Origin of the sequence: Paraburkholderia sp. HD33-4 (assembly GCF_021390635.1) — a bacterium.
Lineage (GTDB): Bacteria > Pseudomonadota > Gammaproteobacteria > Burkholderiales > Burkholderiaceae > Paraburkholderia.
Window position 1 is genome coordinate 1,661,037 of the sequence record NZ_JAJEJS010000002.1, and the last position, 17,721, is coordinate 1,678,757.

Here is a 17,721-nt window from a genome sequence, read left to right on the forward strand (position 1 = left end):
GCCTGGCTTCAGAAGGGAACAGGTGCGACCAGCGCGCGAGATCGCTTGCATTCGCCGCGCGCGCCGGCCTGGCCGGTTTGGCGACTAACGACTAGCGACCAGCGGGCTTGTCGTGCCCGGACTTTGCCTTGTCCTGCTCCGGCTCGATCTTCGTAGTGCCGCCCGTCGACGGCGGGTCGCTAGCCGGGAAGCTGTCTTCCACCTGTTTGTCGATCTGTTTCTCGCTCTTTTCCGAGTGCGGATGCTTTTCCTTGTGTGTCGTCATGATGGTGCTTTCCTCCCAGGTTGAACGGCAAGACTTCGCGGCAAGACATCGGATCGCGCGGATCCGCGTGCGCGTCGTCACGACGCGGCCCGCTCCGGCGCGCTTTGCGCCGCTGCGCCGATGATCGCGAGCGCCTCAGCACGCGACAGCCCGCCGCGCATCGCGTCGGAAAGCCGTGCGGTCAGCGCTTCGCGCTCGCAGGCGAGCACCGCGTCAACGTTGTTGTCGCGCACGTACAGCGCGATGAACTGGTGATGATCGAAGTCGCCATCGACGACGATCTCGTCCCACTCGCTCGCGTGGCCGAGGTATTCGAAGTTCTTGCCGTAGTGATAGGTCCAGAAGTACGGCACGTCGACATAGCGGTTGCGCGCGCCGCACATGTTCTGCGCGGCGATGCGCGCATGCTGCTGCGCGACGCGCCAATGTTCGATGCGCACCGGCTCCTGGTTCTCGTGCAGCGAGAACACCGCGAGATCGCCGGCCGCATACAGACCGCACGCTGCGTTCATGCCCGCATTGACGACCACGCCGCCGTCCTTCTGCAACGGCAATCCGTCGACGAATCCCGTCGCGGGCGCAACGCCCGTGCCCAGCAGCACGACATTGGCGGCGATGGCCTCGCCGCCGTCGAGCATCACGCTATGCACGTTGCCTTCGTCTCCCTCGAGCGACGCGACCTGCGCGTCGAGATGAAACGTCACGCCGTTGCTTTCGTGCAGCGCGCGAAACATCTGGCCCGCGCGCTCGCCGAACTGCTTCGCGAACGGCACCTTGTCGCGCGAAATCACGGTGACGGGCACACCGTGCTTGCGCAACGCGGATGCGACTTCGAGGCCGATGAAGCCGCTGCCGAGAATCGCGACGCGGGTTTGCGAGGCGTCGTCGCCGAGCGCGTCGATCAACGCGGCGGCATCGTCGAGGTGCCGCAGCACGTGCACGCCGCCGAGTTCGCAGCCGGGAATGTCGGGCACTTTCGGCACGCTGCCGGTCGCGAGCAGCGCGGTGTCGTAGGTCATCGGCGCGATGTCTGGCTCGCTGGCGCCCGCGCCGGATTCGAAATGGATCGTGCGCGCAGGCACGTCGAGCCGCGCGACCTTCGCGACGATCCGCTCGACGCCGTGCGTGCGCAGCCAGTCGGGCGGCAGCAGCGGCGGCACGTCGGCGGGCGCCATTTCAAACGACGGCACGAATTTGCTGAGCGAGGTGCGATCGTAGGGCGCGTGCGCTTCGTCGCCGATCAACGTGATGCGGCCCTCGAAGCCGAACTCGCGCAACGCGGCACAGGCGGCGGCGCCGGCCGCGCCTGCGCCGATCACCACGTAGTGCTTTGCTTGCGCAGTCGTATCGGCCGGCGGCGTGCCGGACGCCGGTTCCGGCGCGGCGATTTTGTCCGCCGATACGAGCACGTCGTCGCCATCGAGCGTGACCGGGTAGCGATCGAGCGGCAGCAGCGCGGGCGGCTCCAGCACGTTGCCGGTCGCGACGTCGAACGTGCCCTTGTGCCACGGACAGATGATGCGGCCGTGGCACAGCGCGCCTTCCTCGAGCGGGCCTCCCGCATGCGGGCAATCAGGTGAATACGCGCGCACGGTGTCGCCGTCGCGCACCAGCAGGATTGGCGTGTCGTCCACGGTCACGCGTATCGCGCGGTCCGCCGGCAATTCCGATAGCCGCGCGACGCGGCGGGCAGGGGTGGACATGGTGAGGCCTCGCTAAAGGAAGCGCTCGCGCGGCGCACGGCAACGCGTCGCGAGCGGGGACAGAGATGGGCTTGCCATCAGGCAGCGAAAAGGGAGCAATCGATGTGCCTGAGCGCGCGGGAGAAGTGCTGTCGATCTACTTGGGAAGATAGGCCTAGTTGCGGTAAATTTCGAGACAGGGGAAATAGCACGCGAACAGCGACGTGCGAACTCGGCAGCAATGCCCTCCCTCACCGCATGCAAATTTGATGGAGCGGGTGACCGTGCAGCGTGCAGAACGTGTCGCAGTCGATGTACTGATGCCGTCACGCAATTTCGCGGCGACGCGGCGCGTGCTGCTGATCGTGCTGGCCGTGTCGATCGTGTTTCCGTTGGCCTGCCTCGCGGGCTATGGCTACTTCGACTACCAGCGCCGCATCTCCGATGCGAACGACATGATCGACCGCCTCGCGCGCGTGGCTGAGGAGCAGGCCGTCAAGGTACTGGATTTGAACCGGCAGATGGCCTCGCGCGTGATCGAGCTGGTCGGCAATTCCGACGACGCGCAGATCCGTGCGCGCGAGCGCGAATTGCACGAGCGCATGCAGACCATCGGCGGCGATTTTCCGCAGGTGGCATCGATCTCGCTGCTCGGCGTGAACGGCGAGCTGCTGGCGTCGAGCCTCACGTATCCGGCGCCGGCGATGACGATCGGCCAGCGCGACGACTTTCTCGCCGCGAAGGCGATGCGTCCGCAGTTGTATTTCTCGATGCCGATGTTCGGCGCGCAGTCGAAGATCGACGTGTTCACGACCTCGATCGGCCGCTCGGGCGCGGACGGGCAGTTTCTCGGGGTGGTCGCGGTGGCGCTGCGCAACGAATATTTTTCGCGCTTCTATCGCGATCTGACCAACCACGATCCGTCGCTCGCGCTCGCGCTATACCGGCAGGACGGCAATCTGCTGGTGCGCTATCCGCCGTGGCCGCCGGGCGCGCGGCTGTCCATGCATAGCGCGTTCATGTCCGCGTTGCGCGACAAACAGCTGTTTGGTCACGTGCGTCTGAATTCGACGGTTGACGGCATCGAGCGGCTGCTCGCGTTTCGCCGCGTTGGCGACTATCCGTTGTATGTGATAAGTGCGTATGCGACGTCGTCGATCGTGGCGGCGTGGCGTATCCACTTTCTGTTGATCGCGGCGCTGACGGCGGTGCCCTGCATCGCGATCTGGGGGCTCGTGCTCTATTCGTTGCGTCAGCTCGAAGCTGAGCGCCGCGCGTGGGAGCGCTGGCAGGGCGAGGTCGCGATGCGTCTATCGGCCGAGGCGTCGAGCCGGCAACTGCAGCGCATGGGCGCGCTCGGCAATCTGGTCGCCAATGTCGCGCACGACTTCAACAACCTGCTGATGGTGGTGGCGGCGAACATCGAGCTCGCGCGGCTCAAGCATTACAACGATGTCGAGAAGGAAGTGCATGCGGTCGAGCGTGCCACCGCCACGGCCGAAGCGCTGACGCGGCGTCTGTTGAGCGTCGCGCGCAAGCAGCCGCTCAAGCAGGAACCGGTCGAGCTCGCGCGCTGGCTGCCGGGTGCCGTGCCGCTGCTCGACGCGGCGCTCGGCGACACGATCGAGCTGGCGCTGCGCATGCCGGAGAACCTGTGGCAGGTGCTCGTCGATCCGACCGACCTCGAGTTCGCGATCGTGAACATCGCGATGAACGCGCACGATGCGATGCCGCACGGCGGGCGCTTCGTGATCCGCTGCCAGAACAATCGGCTGGTCAGCAGCGATACGCTGCTGCCGGACGGCGAGTACGTGCTGATCGCCTGTTCCGACGACGGCGAAGGGATGCCCGAATCGGTCGCGCGACGCGCGTTCGAGCCGCTCTTCACGACCAAGCTGCGCGGCTCGGGCACCGGCCTCGGGCTCGCCCAGGTGCTGTCGATGTCCGAGCTGGCTGGGGGCACCGCGAAGATCGACAGCGTGCCGGGCAGTGGCACCACGGTGCGGATCTTTCTGCCGCGCTATCGCGAGGGCGCCGCGCAGGCCGACGCCGACGCACGCCAGCCGCTGCCGGCGGTGGCCGGGGTCGTGCTGCTCGTCGAGGACAACGAGGACGTCGCGGCCGGCGTGACCGCGGTGCTCGAAACCTTCGGCTGCGAGGTGCATCACGAGCCGACCGCCGACCAGGCGCTCGACGTGCTGAGCGCCGGCGAGCGCTTCGAGCTGGTGCTGTCGGACATCCAGATGCCGGGCAAGCTGAACGGGATCGACCTGGCGGAGAAGGTCCGCAGCGCGTGGCCGTCGCAGAAGATCGCGCTGATGACCGGTTACGCCGACGAACTCGACCGCGCGCGTCGGCTCGGCATCGCGATACTCGCGAAGCCGTTCAATATCGACGAATTGCATGCGCTGGTGGCTTGCGGCACCTGATGCCGCGGGACCGTTTCGCGCATCGCGTCCATGGGCACATGAAGAAGCATTCGAAGTCGAAGAAGCCCATGACCGACACGACCAATACGCCGGGCGCCGACGCAAGCAGCGATACGAAGGGGCAGTGAGCGCGGCGTATGAATGCCGAAGAGCGGCTGGAGTCACGCGCCGGGTCTCACCCGGCGAGTCGGCTCCAGACGTTTTGTACAGAGAGGTGATGACTGAGGATTCGCGGTCACTCGCCAGCGGTCAATCCTTTTCCATCGACGCGTCATACTTGCCGAGCGCGGCCGCGCCGTTCAGACGCGCGCGCTTGAGCAGCGCCTGCTGCGCTTCCTTCACGTTGCCCGGCTGACCGCGCCACGCGTTCAACGGCGGCTCCTGCAACGCGCGCCCGTACGAAAAGCTCAGATTCCACGGCAGCGCGCCGAGCCGGTTCATCGCACCGAGATTCGCGGTGGCCTCCTCGGGCGACTGGCCGCCCGAGAGGAACACGAGACCGGGCACCGAAGAGGGCACCGTACGCATCAGCACGCGCACGGTCGCCGCCGCGATATGCGCGGTGCTCGACTGCTGCTGATGTTCGGCGCCGGCCAGCACCATGCTCGGCTTCAGCACGATATGTTCGAGCACCACGCGATGCCGATGCAGCGCATGAAACACCTCGTGCAACACGGCCTCGGTCACTTCCGCGCAACGCTCCACCGTGTGATCGCCGTCCATCAGCACCTCGGGTTCGACGATCGGCACGATGCCGGCTTCCTGGCTGATCGCCGCGTAACGCGCGAGCGAATCGGCGTTCGCCTCGATCGCGAGCCGGCTGGGCAGACTCGCCGTGATGTTGTAGACCGCGCGCCACTTGGCGAAGCGCGCGCCCTGACGCTTGTAATCGACGAAGCGCTTAGCGAGACCGTCGAGGCCTTCGGTGATCTCGTCGCCGGGAGCGAGCGCGAGCGGCACCTTGCCGAGGTCGACCTTGATGCCGGGCACGATGCCGTTCGCCGCGGCCACTTGCGGGAACGGCGTGCCGTCGTCGGCTTTCTGGCCGAGCGTTTCCTCGTAGAGGATCACGCCGCTGATGAACTCGCCAAGGCCGGGCGTCGTCAGAAGCAGGTTTCGATACGCGCGACGGTTTTCCTCGGTCGATTCGAGGCCGATCGTCTTGAAGCGTTTGGCGATGGTCGGGCCGCTTTCGTCGGCGGCGAGAAGACCTTTGCCCGGTTGAACCATCGCTTTGACGGTGGCTTGCAGCTCGCTACGGGTGTCCATGAGGTGTGCTCCCTTGGGTAGGCTCCGTTCGATGCGGTGTGCGGAGAAAAGCCGGTGACAGGTTCCTTGGCGTGACGGGTAGGTGCGATAGCGGACTTCATTCGCCGAGCAGATGCAGCACGATATCGCGCGGCTGCGGGTGACGCCGATGTTCGAACAGATACAGCCCCTGCCATGTGCCGAGCAGCATCCTTCCATGCTCGACGGGCACCGATAGCTGCACCTGCGTGAGCGCCGTGCGCAGATGCGCGGGCATGTCGTCGGGGCCTTCGGTGTCGTGCTCGTAGCGCGCGTCGTCCTCGGGCGCGAGGCTCTCGAAGTAGCGCTCGAGATCGCGCCGCACCGACGAATCGGCATTCTCCTGAATCAGCAGCGACGCCGACGTGTGCCGGCAAAACACCGTCAGCAGACCGGTACGGATGTCGGTGTCGTCGACGAAGCGGCGCGCGTCGTCGGTAAATTCGACCAGGCCGCGACCGCGAGCCTGGACGCTCAGATGATGGATGACCTGGCGCATGATGGGGCTCGAATGTCGATTGTCAGAGCGACGCGAACGCGTCCTCGATATCTTCGGCGCTGCGGGGCCGCACCACCCGTGCGAGCTCGGCGCCGTCGCGCATCAGCACGAGCGTCGGCCACAGCTTGACCTTGAACGAGCGGCCGAGCGGGCGGCCGGGGCCGTCCTCGATCTTCAGATGCCGCAGCCCCGCGTGCGGCGCGAGCGCCTCGCGGATCGACGCCTGCGCGCCCTGGCAATAGCCGCACCAGTCGGTGCCGAATTCGACGACGGTGACGCCGGGCAGGGAGTCGAGCTCGGTGCGGGTCGGGGCCTTCGGGGAATAAGCTGTCGGGGAGGTCATGCGTGCTCCGCGTGCGGTCGTGATCTGCCAAGGGTAGCAGCTATGCCGCGGATCGTCAGCGGAGCGGGCGTGCGCCGCCGATGCGCGCGGTGTCGCCGTGGCATGTTAAAAAGCGGTGCGCGCGTGCTCGACCGATCGACGCGCCGCGTCATCGCACGGAACCTCGCAAAACATGAACGCACGAATCTATCTGCAACATCCGCAACACAAGGATCCTATCGCCGTCGCGACCGGCTTCAGCTGGGGAGCCTGCCTGCTCGGTTTCATCTGGGCGCTGTCGAAGAGAATGTGGTTCGCCGCGTTCGTGATGCTCGGTATCAACGTGATTTTGCTCGGCATCGGTCTGTGGGGCGAGACGGCCGATCTGATCGGCTTCGCGCTGTCGATCGTGTTCGCGTTCGCATGCGGCGCATATGGCAACCGGTGGCATCGCTGGACGCTCGAACAGCGCGGCTACGTCGTGGTGTGATGCACTCGCGCTGAAGCGGGGATTGTTGAACGCAGGCATGTGATCGAAGCTGGGTTCAATCGACCCACGACTACAAGGCGCAAGCGCAGCAAATGCGCGCAACTGAGGGCAAGTAGCGGCGAGCGTGCCGGCAGCTTGCCGCTAACGGCGCGCATCGGCACGGCATGGCGCGGGCAGCACGATGCCGTCGTGCGCGTCTTGCGGATTTGGGACGGCGGTTCGCGGGTTTACGCGAGCCGTGCTCCGGGTCGATAATGCCCCGGTCGTTCCGGCCCCGAGCCTGCGACGCCTATCGTGCCTTCGAGCGTTTTACCGCGCTTCGAGGCCCGCTCCACCTGAGCCACCGTCCCCGTGTTGAAAACTGCGCGTTTTTTCGACCTGCTTCGCATTCCTGGCTTCAAGCCGCTCGCCGCCGCCACGCTGATGCTCGGTGTGGCGATGTCCTTCACCGCACCGTATCTGTCGCTGTTCGGCATCGAACGCGCCGGCATGACGCCGTTCCGGCTCGGCGTGTTCATGACGCTGATCGCCGCGAGCGGTGTGCTCGCGAGCACGGCCGCCGGGCGCTGGAGCGACAGGAGCGGGCGGCATCGTCCGTTACTGCTGGCGGCGCTGATCGCCGCCGCGCTCGGTTATCTGTGTCTGTGCGTGGTGCGCGATTACCGGCTGCTGCTCGTGGTCGGCATCGTGTTCATCGGCGCGGGCGGTTCGGCGATTTCGATGGTGTTCTCGTTCAGCCGCGCGGCGCTGCCGGTGCCCGATCCCGCCGAGCGCGTGTTCGCGAGCGCGACGCTGCGCACGATCCTGTCGGCCGCATGGGTGTTCGGGCCGTCGGTCGGCGCGCTGGTGCTCGCCGCGACGAGCTTCACCGGCCTGTTCCTGTTCGCGGCCGCGAGCTTCGCGACCTGTGGCTTCATCGTCTGGCGCATGCAGGAGCCGCAGAGCCATCTCGGCGATCACACGGTCGAGGACACCGCGTCGGAGCCGTCCGCGTCGATCACCGTGCCGCCGCTCAGGCAGCCCGGCGAAGATGCGCACGAAACGCTGCCGGTCGCGTCGGCCAACGACATCCTGCGCTCCGTGACCGCACTGACCCTGCTCGGCCTCGCCGCGAATGCGACGATGATCGTGCTGCCGCTCTACATCGTGCACGGTCTGAACGGCACGCATCTCGACGTGTCGGTGATGCTCGGCCTGGGCGCGCTCACCGAAATCCCGATGATGCTCGCGCTCGGCGCGAAGTCGTCGTCGCTGCACAAGCCGAACTGGCTCGCCGCGTGCGCGGCCGTGCATGCGGTGTACTTCGTCGCGATGTCGATGGCCGGCAGCGTCGGCATGCTGATTCCGATGCAGATGCTGAACGCGTTCGTGGTCGCCGTGACCTCGTGCCTGGGCATGACCTACGTGCAGGATCTGATGCCGCATTCGCCCGGACGCGCGACCGCGCTGTTCTTCAACGCGGCGCGGGTCGGCTCGATTCTGTCGGGCGTGCTGTCGGGGCTGCTGGTCCAGGCGTTCAGCTATCGCGGCACGTTCCTGTTCTGCGGGCTGCTGGCGCTGTGCGCGCTCGTGCTGTTCGCGGTTCCCGGCTATCGCTATCCGCTGATGTGGCGCGCGCTGAAGCGCTTTGCGGCTGCGCAATACGCGAAGCTGGCCGCGCGCCGCGGCACGCGCGTGCCCGAGCGCAGCGAATGACGCGTGCCGACGGCGCGTTCGCTCTTGTGCGAATACGACGTACGTGCTGCTGCGTGGAACTTCGAGCCGCGCTGCACCTCTGCAAAAAATGCGGCTTGCTTCGATACATTCGGCGTAGCTCACGACACAGCGCCTATGCTTAAGGGCAGCCACGCCGCCGCAACACGACGAACAGACAATCTGGCGGCGCAACCCAGCATCTATCGGAGCGAGCTATGCAGCTAGGCATGATTGGATTGGGACGGATGGGCGCCGACATGGTGCGGCGCCTGACCAAAGGCGCTCAGCAATGCATCGTGTACGACGTGCAGCCGGCGGCGGTCGACAGGCTGAAGCAGGAAGGCGTGGCCGGCGCGAGCTCGCTCGAAGACTTCGTCGCGAAGCTCGACAAACCGCGCGCGGTATGGCTGATGGTGCCCGCTGCCGTGGTCGACGCGACGCTCGACAAGCTCGTGCCGCTGCTCGAGCCGGGCGATGTCGTGATCGACGGCGGCAACTCCTACTATCACGACGACATCCGCCGTGGCCAGCAACTCGGCGCGCGCCAGCTTCACTACGTGGACGTCGGCACGAGCGGCGGCGTCGCCGGGCGCGAGCGCGGCTACTGTCTGATGATCGGCGGCGAAGCCGAGGTGGTCAAACGGCTCGAACCGATCTTCTCGACGTTGGCGCCAGGCGCGGGCACGGCGAGCGCGACGCCGGGTCGCGCGGCCGGCGCCAGCACCGCCGAGCAGGGCTTTCTGCATTGCGGCCCGCAAGGCGCGGGGCATTTCGTCAAGATGGTTCATAACGGCATCGAGTACGGGCTGATGGCCGCCTATGCCGAGGGCCTGAACGTGCTGCGCCACGCCGATGCCGGCCGGCAAGCGCGCGAAGCCGATGCGGAGACGTCGCCGCTGCGCAACCCCGAGCTGTATCAGTACGATCTGAATCTTGCCGATATTGCCGAGGTCTGGCGGCGCGGCAGCGTGATCGGCTCGTGGCTGCTCGATCTGATCGCCGGCTCGCTTGCCGGCGACACCGAACTGAAAGGCTACGCGGGCCGCGTATCGGATTCGGGCGAGGGGCGCTGGACCGTTGCTGCGGCCATCGACGAAGGCGTGCCGACGCCGGTGCTGAGCGCGGCGCTGTTCGCGCGCTTCAGCTCGCGCGGCGACGCCGATTTCGCCAATCGCGTGCTGTCGGCGATGCGGCACGATTTCGGCGGCCACGCGGAAAAACCCGCCGCGCCGGACGGCGCACCGAACTAGCCGAGGCCAACCACGAGCGCGCCATCGCGCCGATCCGCCGAACCGTCCCCGCGAACTTGCCACAAGGAGCCCCGATGCCAGTCACCTCCGCCACGCCGCACGACGTCGTGTTTCTGTTCGATTGCGACAACACGCTGCTCGACAACGATCACGTGCTGCAGGATCTGCGCGCGCACATGATGGGCCAGTTCGGCGAAGAGAACAGTGCGCGCTACTGGGAAATCTTCGAGAACCTGCGCACCGAACTCGGCTACGCCGACTACCTCGGCGCGCTGCAGCGCTACCGGACCGAGCATCCACGCGACACGCGTCTCTTGCTGATGTCGTCGTTCCTGATCGAGTATCCGTTTGCGAACCGGCTCTATCCGGGTGCGCTCGATGCGCTGCGCCATGTCGGCAAGCACGGGCCGACGGTGATCCTGTCGGACGGGGACGTCGTGTTCCAGCCGCGCAAGATTTCGCGCTCGGGCCTGTGGGACGAAGTCGACGGGCGCGTGCTGATCTACATCCACAAGGAGTTGATGCTCGATCAGGTGATGCAGTGCTATCCGGCGCGCCATTACGTGATGGTCGACGACAAGCTGCGAATTCTGAGCGCGATGAAGAAAGCATGGGGCGCGGGATTGACCACCGTGTTTCCGCGCCAGGGGCACTATGCGTTCGATGCGAAGGAGATCGCGAGCAATCCGCCCGCGGACGTGACGGTCGGGCGGATCGGCGAGCTGGCGGAGATCGACGTGGAAACGCTGTTGCAAAGTGCGAAGGGCAACTAGGCGGCGCAGCGCCTGAGGTGCGCGGTATGCGCTGGGTACGGGCGCCGTCTCATGCGTGGAGTGGCAGTGTTATGCGCCCAGCGCATTCAGGCGTGCCCGGGTATCGGCCGCGCCCATCCGTGCGGCGGCATCGGCCGCGCTGACGCCGTTCGCGTCGCGCGCATGCGGGTTGGCGCCATGCGCGAGCAGCAGATCGACGATCGCGCTGCGGTTGAACATCGCCGCGATCATCAGCGCGGTGCGGCCATCGGGCGATGCGCCTTCGACGTCGGCGCCATGCGCGAGCAAGGTTTCGATCACCTGGTCGAAGCCCTTGAACGCGGCGCCCGCGATCGGCGTCTGTCCGGCGTCGTTGCGCAGGTTCGCATCAGCGCCCTGTTCGAGCAGCGTGCGCACCGCGTCGACGTGACCGTGGTAGCTCGCGAGCATCAGCAGGCTGTCTCCGCGCTCGTTGCGCAGATTCGGCGGCACACCTTTCTCGATCACGGCGGCGAGCATCGTTGCATCGCCGCGCCGCGCGAGGTCGAAGACTTCGCGCGCGAGCGCCTGCAATTCAGGATCGGGTTGCGATGCGGGCGGGTTGTCGGTGCGGTCGGTCAAGGCACTCTCCTTGCGTTGAATCAGCGGCGCGACGCAACCGCCGCGCCCGGTCTTTCGGCGAGCATACACATTCGGCGGCGCTCAGGTGGGTACGCTGGCAGCGGCGGCGCCGCGCTAGCCGTGGCCGCCGAACAGCTTGATCAGCAGCCCGAATATGCCGATCGGTATGGCGATCGCCACGCAGGTCAACACGAGCGTAAGGACCAGAATCACGAGCACTTTGAGTGGACTGGAAGATGTCGACATAACGGCCATTGACCTAAAACAAAGGAACCTCGAAAGAAACCACTTCGCGTAAGGCAAATGCAGCACGAATGCCACATTCAGCGCGACATACTGCGAGGGCGAAAAGGCATTTGCCCCGTTTGAGCAGCTTAGTACATTCGACTCGCGCACCGCGACTTCGTTTCGAGCGCACCGAACCACGTCCTGCCGATTCGCGCGAACCGCCTCGCGAACCGCCGCCGCTCGCCATCGCCCATCCACTACCGCATCATCCGCCAACCTGTCTGACAGTCGTTTTCGAGGAGTGACGCCATGGCCGAAGCAACCTCGCATCCCACCCCGCCACAAGTTCTGGACCCGGACACGCTGCGCAACATCGACCGCTACTGGCGCGCGTGCAATTACCTGTCGGTCGGCATGATCTATCTGCGCGACAATCCGCTGCTGCGCGAAGCGCTGAAGCCCGAGCACATCAAGAACCGGCTGCTCGGTCACTGGGGCTCCGACGCCGGCCAAAGCTTCGTGCTCGTGCATCTGAACCGGCTGATCCGCAAACACGATCTCGATGTGATCTATCTGTCCGGTCCCGGCCACGGCGCGCCGGCGAGCCTCGCGCATTGCTACCTCGAAGGCCATTACTCGGAGATTTATCCGGACCGCAGCGAGGATGAAGCCGGCATGCGGCGCTTTTTCCGGCAATTCTCGTTCCCGGGCGGTATCGGTTCGCATTGCACGCCGGAAACGCCGGGCTCGATTCACGAAGGCGGCGAACTCGGCTACAGCCTGTCGCACGGCTACGGCGCCGCGTTCGACAACCCCGATCTGATCGTCACGGTGATGATCGGCGACGGCGAAGCGGAGACCGGCCCGCTCGCCACGTCGTGGCATTCGAACAAATTCCTGAACCCGATCCGCGACGGCGCGGTGCTGCCGGTGCTGCATCTGAACGGCTACAAGATCGCCAATCCGACGCTGCTCGCGCGCATTCCGCGTGAAGAGCTCGAAGCCTTGATGGTCGGTTACGGGCATAAGCCCTATTTCGTCGAAGGCGACGATCCCGACACGATGCATCAGCAGATGGCCGCGACGCTCGAACAGTGCATCGGCGAAATCCGCGCGATCCAGCAGCATGCGCGGCAGAACAACGACACCGCGCGGCCGCGCTGGCCGATGATCGTGCTGCGCTCGCCGAAGGGCTGGACCGGGCCGAAGGAAGTCGACGGTCACGAGGTGGAAGGCTCATGGCGCGCGCATCAGGTGCCGGTGGCCGATGCGGTGAGTAATCGCAAGAGCCTGCAGATCGTCGAGGCGTGGCTGCGCAGCTACGGACCGGAAACGCTGTTCGACGCGAACGGCCGGCTCGTCGAAGAACTGCGCGCGCTCGCGCCCGAAGGCGCGCGTCGTATCAGCGCGAATCCGCACGCGAACGGCGGCCTGCTGTGCAAGATGCTCGACTTGCCGCCGTTTCGCGACTACGCGGTGGCCGTGAAGAAACCGGCTGCGGCATATACGTCGCCGACCGCGGTGCTCGGCACCTTCCTGCGCGACGTGATGCACAAGAACATGTCGAACTTCCGGCTGTTCGGTCCTGACGAAACGTCGAGCAACAAGCTGCAGGCGGTGTATGAGGCGTCCGGCAAGACCTGGCTCGCCGGGTTCGAACCGGGCGACGCCGACGGCGGCTACCTGTCGCCCGATGGCCGCGTGATGGAGATACTCAGCGAGCACACGCTCGAAGGCTGGTTGGAAGGCTATGTGCTGACCGGCCGTCATGGGCTCTTCGCGACCTACGAAGCGTTCGTGCACGTGATCGACTCGATGTTCAACCAGCACGCGAAGTGGCTGGAAAAAGCCAAGCGCGACCTCGGCTGGCGGCTGCCGGTGCCGTCGATCAATCTGCTGATCACGTCGATCGTGTGGCGCCAGGATCACAACGGCTTCACGCATCAGGACCCCGGCTTTCTCGATGTGGTCACGAACAAGAGTCCCGATGTGGTGCGCATCTATCTGCCGCCCGACGCGAACTGTCTGCTGAGCGTCGCCGATCACTGCCTGCGCTCGCGCGACTACGTGAACGTGATCGTGTCCGACAAGCAGCCGCACCTGGACTATCTCGACATGAACGCGGCCGTCACGCATTGCACGAAGGGCATCGGCATCTGGGACTGGGCGTCGACCGATCAGGGCGTCGAACCGGACGTCGTGATCGCGTGCGCGGGCGACATCGCGACGATGGAAGCGCTGGCCGCCGCACAGATCCTGCGGGAGCGCTGCCCGACGCTGAAGGTCCGCTTCGTCAACGTGGTCGATCTGTTCCGGCTGATGCCCGAGCATGCGCATCCGCATGGACTGTCCGACCGCGATTTCGATTCGCTGTTTACGACCAGCAAGCCGGTGATCTTCAACTTCCACTCGTATCCGACGCTCGTGCACAAGCTCACGTACAACCGGCAAAATCACGAGAATATTCACGTGCATGGCTATAACGAGAAGGGCAACATCAATACCCCGCTCGAACTCGCGATCATCAACGGCGTCGACCGCTTCACGCTGGCGATCGACGTGATCGATCGGGTGCCGTCGCTGCGCGGCGTCGGCGATCATACGAAGGAGTGGCTGCGCGGGCAGATCATCGAGCATCTGGCCTATGCGCACGAGGAAGGGATCGACAAGGAGGAAATCCGCAACTGGACGTGGAAAACTTGAGCGAAGACGGCCGCCGCGTTCGCGGGGCTCATCGAGAGCGATCCGGCGGGCAAGGTGAGGGTGCTGCACACCGCGGAGGAAAGGCGGATCGCGCGGCCTTGCCGGGAACTGCTGTTGGCAGGGGAGGGGTGAGCCGCTCGAGCCGCTCGAGCCACTCGACCCACGTTATGCCGATTTGACGACGGTCCGGTCCGCGATGGCGGTGACGCCGAACAGGCGCGCCACGTCTTCGAGCATCGCGGCGCGCTGTGCTTCGCGCTGAAGGTCGCCCGACAGCGTGATGCGCCCCCGCGCGACTTTCACGCGCACGGCATGCGGCGGGACAGCCGAGTCCCACGCGAGACGGCGCGCCGCTTCGGCCGCGATCTGCGCGTCGGTCAGACGGGGAGAATCGCTCGACTTCGAGCTTGTGGAGCGCATGGATTTTCCACGGAACAGAATGCTGATCCACCAACACTAGCAGATGCAGCGGGTTTTGCCGACGCGTGCTGGCTTTGCCACTGCCGCCGCTCGTTTCGCGGGTATGCTCACGATTCGTTCCGACCCAGGCAAGGCCCGAATCATGTCCGACTTTCCCATCGACAACCCGTTTCTCGAATCGCTCGGCGTGCGTCTGACGCAATGGCGCGACGGCTACGCCGAACTGCTGATGCCGATCGACGCGAACAAGCTCAATCGTCAGGGCGTGCTGCAAGGCGGCGCGATCGCAACGCTGCTCGACGCCGCCGCGGGCTACGCGGGCCTCTATGCGCCGCCGGGACAGCCGGTGCGGCATGGCTTCACGCTGTCGTTGACCACGAACTACCTGGACAAGGGGCTCGGCGCGTCGGTCACCGCGAAGGGCTTTCTCGAACGCGCGGGCCGCTCGATTTTCTTTTCGCGCGCGGAAGCGTGGGTGGACGGCAAGCTGCTGATCGCGAGCGCGCAGGGCACCTTCAAGTATTCGAAGACCGCCTGAGCGCCGGCCGCGCGGGTCGTGCAGATTCGCTCACCGCGCCGCCTCCGCCGCGTTTATCATAGTGCCCACCTGACAGAACGCGCCGTCCAGCCGCGAACGGCGCGCGCATCATCCACGAGACCTCGCATCCCCATGAATTCGACTCCCGACGCTCCTTCCCGACCCTCGCTGCGCGCGCTGACCGCGCTCGAAGGACGTGTCCTCGGCGTGCTCGTCGAAAAACAGCACACGGTACCCGACAGCTATCCGTTGTCGCTGAACGCGCTGACGCTCGGCTGCAATCAGAAGACCGGCCGCGCGCCGGTGATGAACGCGACCGAGGCCGAGGTGCTGACCGCCGTCGACGGCCTGAAACGCCTGAGCCTCGTGTTCGAAGGCAGCAGCAGCCGTGTGCCGCGCTTCGAGCACAACATGAACCGCGTGCTCGGGCTGCCCGGACAGTCGATCGCGCTGCTCACCACACTGCTGCTGCGCGGCCCGCAAACGGCCGCGGAACTGCGCCTGAACAGCGCGCGCCTGCATGGCTTTGCCGATATTTCGTCGGTCGAGGCGTTCCTCGACGAACTGGCCGCGAACGATCCGCCCCGGGTGATCCGGTTGTCGCGCGTGGCGGGCGAGCGCGAGAATCGCTGGATGCATCTGCTGTGCGGTGAAGTCAGCATCAGCGAAGCCGCGCAGTCCTCGCTCGCCGAGGACGACAGCGTGCCGCCGTCCGCATTCGAGGCGCTGAAGGCCGAGCAGAAGCGTCTCGCCGAAGAAGTTAGCCGGCTGCAGGCCGTCGTGCGGCGCATGGCAACGGAGCTGGGTATCAGCGCAGACGATTTGTGATCTCACACGCAAGCGGAGCCGGAAACGCGCCCGGCCCTCGTTTCATGCGTCGCGCCGGCGCGGCCTGTCCGCCAGCAATGTGCGCTGCGTGCGATAGAAGATCCGCGGCGGCACGTTCGGCGAGTCTTCGGCGAGACGATCGAGTTCGGTACGAATCGCGGTGAGGTAGTGCGCTTCGCGCGCATCGGCGTCGCCGGCAAACACCGCTTCGAGCCGCCGACGCACCGCGCCATAGCGCGCACCGGCCGCGCGATGCTTCTCGGCACGCTCCGCATAACGCAGGAAAGTCTGCAACGCGGCTGAAAGCGCCGCCGCTACACTCACGAGCCCAACGAAAATCCGCATCTCGATCGACACCGGCGGCGCGCTCAGCGACGCGAACACCGCCGTGCCGACGAACGCCGTCAGTACAGTGACGAGCCAGCCCATGCCGCGCTCGCGCGCCGATAGCAAGTCCGCCATGTCGTAATGGCTCATCTGCGATTCGCGCGCGCGGCGAATCCATTTCAACAGCAACTCGGTTTCGTCGACGGGCGGCTCATAGGCGGGCAGGGTCGTCATCGCTCAGGGTTCGGCACGCGCGTCAATCATAGGAAAACGAGCTGCCGAATTTCTCGATCCGCTCCAGCGCCATGCCCGAGCCGCGCACCACGCAGGTCAGCGGCGCCTCGGCGACGAACACCGGCAGGCCGGTCTCCTCGGCAAGCAGGCGATCGAGATCGCGCAACAGCGCGCCGCCGCCCGCGAGCGTGATGCCGCGCTCGGCGATGTCCGCGCCGAGTTCCGGGGGTGTCTGTTCGAGCGCGATCTTCACCGACGACACGATCTGGTTCAACGGATCGGTCAGCGCTTCGAGGATTTCGTTGCTCGACACCGTGAAGCTGCGCGGAATGCCCTCGGACATGTTGCGGCCTTTGACTTCCATCTCCATGACCTCGGAGCCCGGAAACGCGGAGCCGATTTCCTTCTTGATCGCCTCGGCGGTCTGCTCGCCGATCAGCATGCCGTAGTTGCGGCGGATGTAGTTGACGATGGCGTCGTCGAACTTGTCGCCGCCGACGCGCACCGAGCCCTTGTACACGATGCCGCCGAGCGAGATCACGCCGACCTCGGTGGTGCCGCCGCCGATATCGACGACCATCGAGCCGGTTGCATCCGACACCGGCAGGCCGGCGCCCGTCGCAGCGGCCATCGGCTCCTCGATCAGATAGACCTGCGAGGCGCCCGCGCTATGCGCGGCCTCCTTGATCGCGCGGCGCTCGACCTGGGTCGAGCCGCACGGCACGCAGATGATGATGCGCGGCGATGGTGCAAAGAGCCGCGACTCATGCGCCATCTGGATGAAGCGCTTGATCATCTGCTGGGTGATGTTGAAATCGGCGATCACGCCGTCTTTCATCGGGCGGATCGCCTCGATGTTGCCCGGCACCTTGCCGAGCATCTGCTTCGCTTCACGGCCGACGGCGAGGATGATCTTCTTGCCGTTCGGCCCGCCTTCCTGGCGGATCGACACGACCGACGGCTCGTCGAGCACGATGCCCTTGCCGCGCATGTAGATCAGCGTGTTCGACGTGCCGAGATCGATCGCGAGGTCGTTGGAGAAGTAGCCGCGCAGAAAGCCGAACATGCGTATTCCTGTCGTTTCGAAGGCGCGCGCGTGAGCGCCGCCGGGAGCTTGTCGGGGTCTGCCGCTTGCACGCGGCGGGCGGCCA

The 17,721-nt window shown here is 65.9% G+C and carries 18 protein-coding genes; 8 read left to right on the top strand and 10 right to left on the bottom strand.

What is annotated here, in order from left to right; all coding sequences use genetic code 11:
* Window positions 1-91 precede the first annotated feature (91 nt).
* Window positions 92-265: a hypothetical protein gene (locus L0U84_RS27670; RefSeq protein ID WP_233854730.1), complete on the bottom strand. Its 174-nt coding sequence runs from the start codon at window positions 263-265 to the stop codon at window positions 92-94.
* 77 nt (window positions 266-342) lie between these two features.
* Window positions 343-1,968 carry an FAD-dependent oxidoreductase gene (locus tag L0U84_RS27675; protein WP_233854731.1) on the bottom strand — a complete coding sequence of 542 codons (1,626 nt, stop codon included), beginning with the start codon at window positions 1,966-1,968 and terminating at the stop codon, window positions 343-345.
* Between the two features lie 263 nt (window positions 1,969-2,231).
* Here L0U84_RS27675 and L0U84_RS27680 point away from each other — a divergent pair, with 263 nt between their 5' ends.
* A complete protein-coding gene (locus tag L0U84_RS27680) occupies window positions 2,232-4,376 on the top strand; it encodes a hybrid sensor histidine kinase/response regulator (protein WP_233854732.1) in 2,145 nt (714 codons plus the stop codon).
* Window positions 4,377-4,625: 249 nt separating this feature from the next.
* Here L0U84_RS27680 and L0U84_RS27685 read toward each other — a convergent pair whose 3' ends face one another.
* The 3 genes from L0U84_RS27685 to L0U84_RS27695 form a co-directional block, all read right to left on the bottom strand.
* Window positions 4,626-5,645 carry a class I fructose-bisphosphate aldolase gene (locus L0U84_RS27685; protein ID WP_233854733.1) on the bottom strand — a complete coding sequence of 340 codons (1,020 nt, stop codon included), beginning with the start codon at window positions 5,643-5,645 and terminating at the stop codon, window positions 4,626-4,628.
* Window positions 5,646-5,742: 97 nt separating this feature from the next.
* On the bottom strand, window positions 5,743-6,162 hold the full coding sequence (locus tag L0U84_RS27690; RefSeq protein ID WP_233854734.1) for a secondary thiamine-phosphate synthase enzyme YjbQ: 420 nt from the start codon (window positions 6,160-6,162) through the stop codon (window positions 5,743-5,745).
* A gap of 22 nt (window positions 6,163-6,184) precedes the next feature.
* Window positions 6,185-6,505: a thioredoxin family protein gene (locus tag L0U84_RS27695; protein ID WP_233854735.1), complete on the bottom strand. Its 321-nt coding sequence runs from the start codon at window positions 6,503-6,505 to the stop codon at window positions 6,185-6,187.
* Window positions 6,506-6,677: 172 nt separating this feature from the next.
* On the opposite strand from L0U84_RS27695, the gene L0U84_RS27700 reads away from it, so the two are divergent.
* The 4 genes from L0U84_RS27700 (at window position 6,678) to L0U84_RS27715 (ending at window position 10,692) form a co-directional block, all read left to right on the top strand.
* Window positions 6,678-6,974 (top strand): DUF2628 domain-containing protein, encoded by a 297-nt coding sequence (locus L0U84_RS27700; RefSeq protein ID WP_233854736.1) that lies wholly within the window; start codon window positions 6,678-6,680, stop codon window positions 6,972-6,974.
* A gap of 351 nt (window positions 6,975-7,325) precedes the next feature.
* Window positions 7,326-8,669 carry a sugar efflux transporter gene (locus L0U84_RS27705; RefSeq protein WP_233854737.1) on the top strand — a complete coding sequence of 448 codons (1,344 nt, stop codon included), beginning with the start codon at window positions 7,326-7,328 and terminating at the stop codon, window positions 8,667-8,669.
* Between the two features lie 215 nt (window positions 8,670-8,884).
* Entirely contained in the window at window positions 8,885-9,919 is a 1,035-nt protein-coding gene (gene gnd, locus L0U84_RS27710) for a phosphogluconate dehydrogenase (NAD(+)-dependent, decarboxylating) (protein ID WP_233854738.1), read from the top strand.
* Window positions 9,920-9,993: 74 nt separating this feature from the next.
* Window positions 9,994-10,692: an HAD family hydrolase gene (locus L0U84_RS27715; RefSeq protein WP_233854739.1), complete on the top strand. Its 699-nt coding sequence runs from the start codon at window positions 9,994-9,996 to the stop codon at window positions 10,690-10,692.
* A gap of 69 nt (window positions 10,693-10,761) precedes the next feature.
* On the opposite strand, the gene L0U84_RS27720 is transcribed toward L0U84_RS27715, so the two are convergent.
* Together L0U84_RS27720 and L0U84_RS43850 are read right to left on the bottom strand one after the other, a co-directional pair.
* Window positions 10,762-11,292: an ankyrin repeat domain-containing protein gene (locus L0U84_RS27720; RefSeq protein ID WP_233854740.1), complete on the bottom strand. Its 531-nt coding sequence runs from the start codon at window positions 11,290-11,292 to the stop codon at window positions 10,762-10,764.
* A 114-nt stretch (window positions 11,293-11,406) separates the two neighbouring features.
* On the bottom strand, window positions 11,407-11,538 hold the full coding sequence (locus tag L0U84_RS43850) for a hypothetical protein (RefSeq protein WP_267939964.1): 132 nt from the start codon (window positions 11,536-11,538) through the stop codon (window positions 11,407-11,409).
* A 291-nt stretch (window positions 11,539-11,829) separates the two neighbouring features.
* Between L0U84_RS43850 and L0U84_RS27725 the strand changes: the two genes are divergently transcribed.
* Window positions 11,830-14,223 carry a phosphoketolase family protein gene (locus L0U84_RS27725; RefSeq protein WP_233854741.1) on the top strand — a complete coding sequence of 798 codons (2,394 nt, stop codon included), beginning with the start codon at window positions 11,830-11,832 and terminating at the stop codon, window positions 14,221-14,223.
* A 165-nt stretch (window positions 14,224-14,388) separates the two neighbouring features.
* Here the strand turns inward: L0U84_RS27725 and L0U84_RS27730 are convergent, their stop codons facing one another.
* Entirely contained in the window at window positions 14,389-14,643 is a 255-nt protein-coding gene (locus L0U84_RS27730) for a BON domain-containing protein (RefSeq protein WP_233854742.1), read from the bottom strand.
* 142 nt (window positions 14,644-14,785) lie between these two features.
* Between L0U84_RS27730 and L0U84_RS27735 the strand changes: the two genes are divergently transcribed.
* Window positions 14,786-15,181 (top strand): PaaI family thioesterase, encoded by a 396-nt coding sequence (locus L0U84_RS27735; protein WP_233854743.1) that lies wholly within the window; start codon window positions 14,786-14,788, stop codon window positions 15,179-15,181.
* Between the two features lie 132 nt (window positions 15,182-15,313).
* A complete protein-coding gene (locus tag L0U84_RS27740; RefSeq protein WP_233854744.1) occupies window positions 15,314-16,009 on the top strand; it encodes a YceH family protein in 696 nt (231 codons plus the stop codon).
* Between the two features lie 42 nt (window positions 16,010-16,051).
* Here the strand turns inward: L0U84_RS27740 and L0U84_RS27745 are convergent, their stop codons facing one another.
* Both L0U84_RS27745 and L0U84_RS27750 read right to left on the bottom strand, forming a co-directional pair.
* Window positions 16,052-16,570 (bottom strand): SLATT domain-containing protein, encoded by a 519-nt coding sequence (locus L0U84_RS27745; RefSeq protein WP_233854746.1) that lies wholly within the window; start codon window positions 16,568-16,570, stop codon window positions 16,052-16,054.
* A 22-nt stretch (window positions 16,571-16,592) separates the two neighbouring features.
* Complete coding sequence (locus tag L0U84_RS27750; protein ID WP_013091688.1) at window positions 16,593-17,636, bottom strand: rod shape-determining protein; 1,044 nt, start codon at window positions 17,634-17,636, stop codon at window positions 16,593-16,595.
* Window positions 17,637-17,721: the final 85 nt, after the last annotated feature.

Bases quoted from the DNA above. Each gene is read 5' to 3' on its own strand.
- L0U84_RS27670 (WP_233854730.1), bottom strand. From the start codon at position 265: ATGACGACACACAAGGAAAAGCATCCGCACTCGGAAAAGAGCGAGAAA.
- L0U84_RS27675 (WP_233854731.1), bottom strand. From the start codon at position 1,968: ATGTCCACCCCTGCCCGCCGCGTCGCGCGGCTATCGGAATTGCCGGCG.
- L0U84_RS27685 (WP_233854733.1), bottom strand. From the start codon at position 5,645: ATGGACACCCGTAGCGAGCTGCAAGCCACCGTCAAAGCGATGGTTCAA.
- L0U84_RS27690 (WP_233854734.1), bottom strand. From the start codon at position 6,162: ATGCGCCAGGTCATCCATCATCTGAGCGTCCAGGCTCGCGGTCGCGGC.
- L0U84_RS27695 (WP_233854735.1), bottom strand. From the start codon at position 6,505: ATGACCTCCCCGACAGCTTATTCCCCGAAGGCCCCGACCCGCACCGAG.
- L0U84_RS27700 (WP_233854736.1), top strand. From the start codon at position 6,678: ATGAACGCACGAATCTATCTGCAACATCCGCAACACAAGGATCCTATC.
- gnd (WP_233854738.1), top strand. From the start codon at position 8,885: ATGCAGCTAGGCATGATTGGATTGGGACGGATGGGCGCCGACATGGTG.
- L0U84_RS27715 (WP_233854739.1), top strand. From the start codon at position 9,994: ATGCCAGTCACCTCCGCCACGCCGCACGACGTCGTGTTTCTGTTCGAT.
- L0U84_RS43850 (WP_267939964.1), bottom strand. From the start codon at position 11,538: ATGTCGACATCTTCCAGTCCACTCAAAGTGCTCGTGATTCTGGTCCTT.
- L0U84_RS27725 (WP_233854741.1), top strand. From the start codon at position 11,830: ATGGCCGAAGCAACCTCGCATCCCACCCCGCCACAAGTTCTGGACCCG.
- L0U84_RS27730 (WP_233854742.1), bottom strand. From the start codon at position 14,643: ATGCGCTCCACAAGCTCGAAGTCGAGCGATTCTCCCCGTCTGACCGAC.
- L0U84_RS27735 (WP_233854743.1), top strand. From the start codon at position 14,786: ATGTCCGACTTTCCCATCGACAACCCGTTTCTCGAATCGCTCGGCGTG.
- L0U84_RS27740 (WP_233854744.1), top strand. From the start codon at position 15,314: ATGAATTCGACTCCCGACGCTCCTTCCCGACCCTCGCTGCGCGCGCTG.
- L0U84_RS27745 (WP_233854746.1), bottom strand. From the start codon at position 16,570: ATGACGACCCTGCCCGCCTATGAGCCGCCCGTCGACGAAACCGAGTTG.
- L0U84_RS27750 (WP_013091688.1), bottom strand. From the start codon at position 17,636: ATGTTCGGCTTTCTGCGCGGCTACTTCTCCAACGACCTCGCGATCGAT.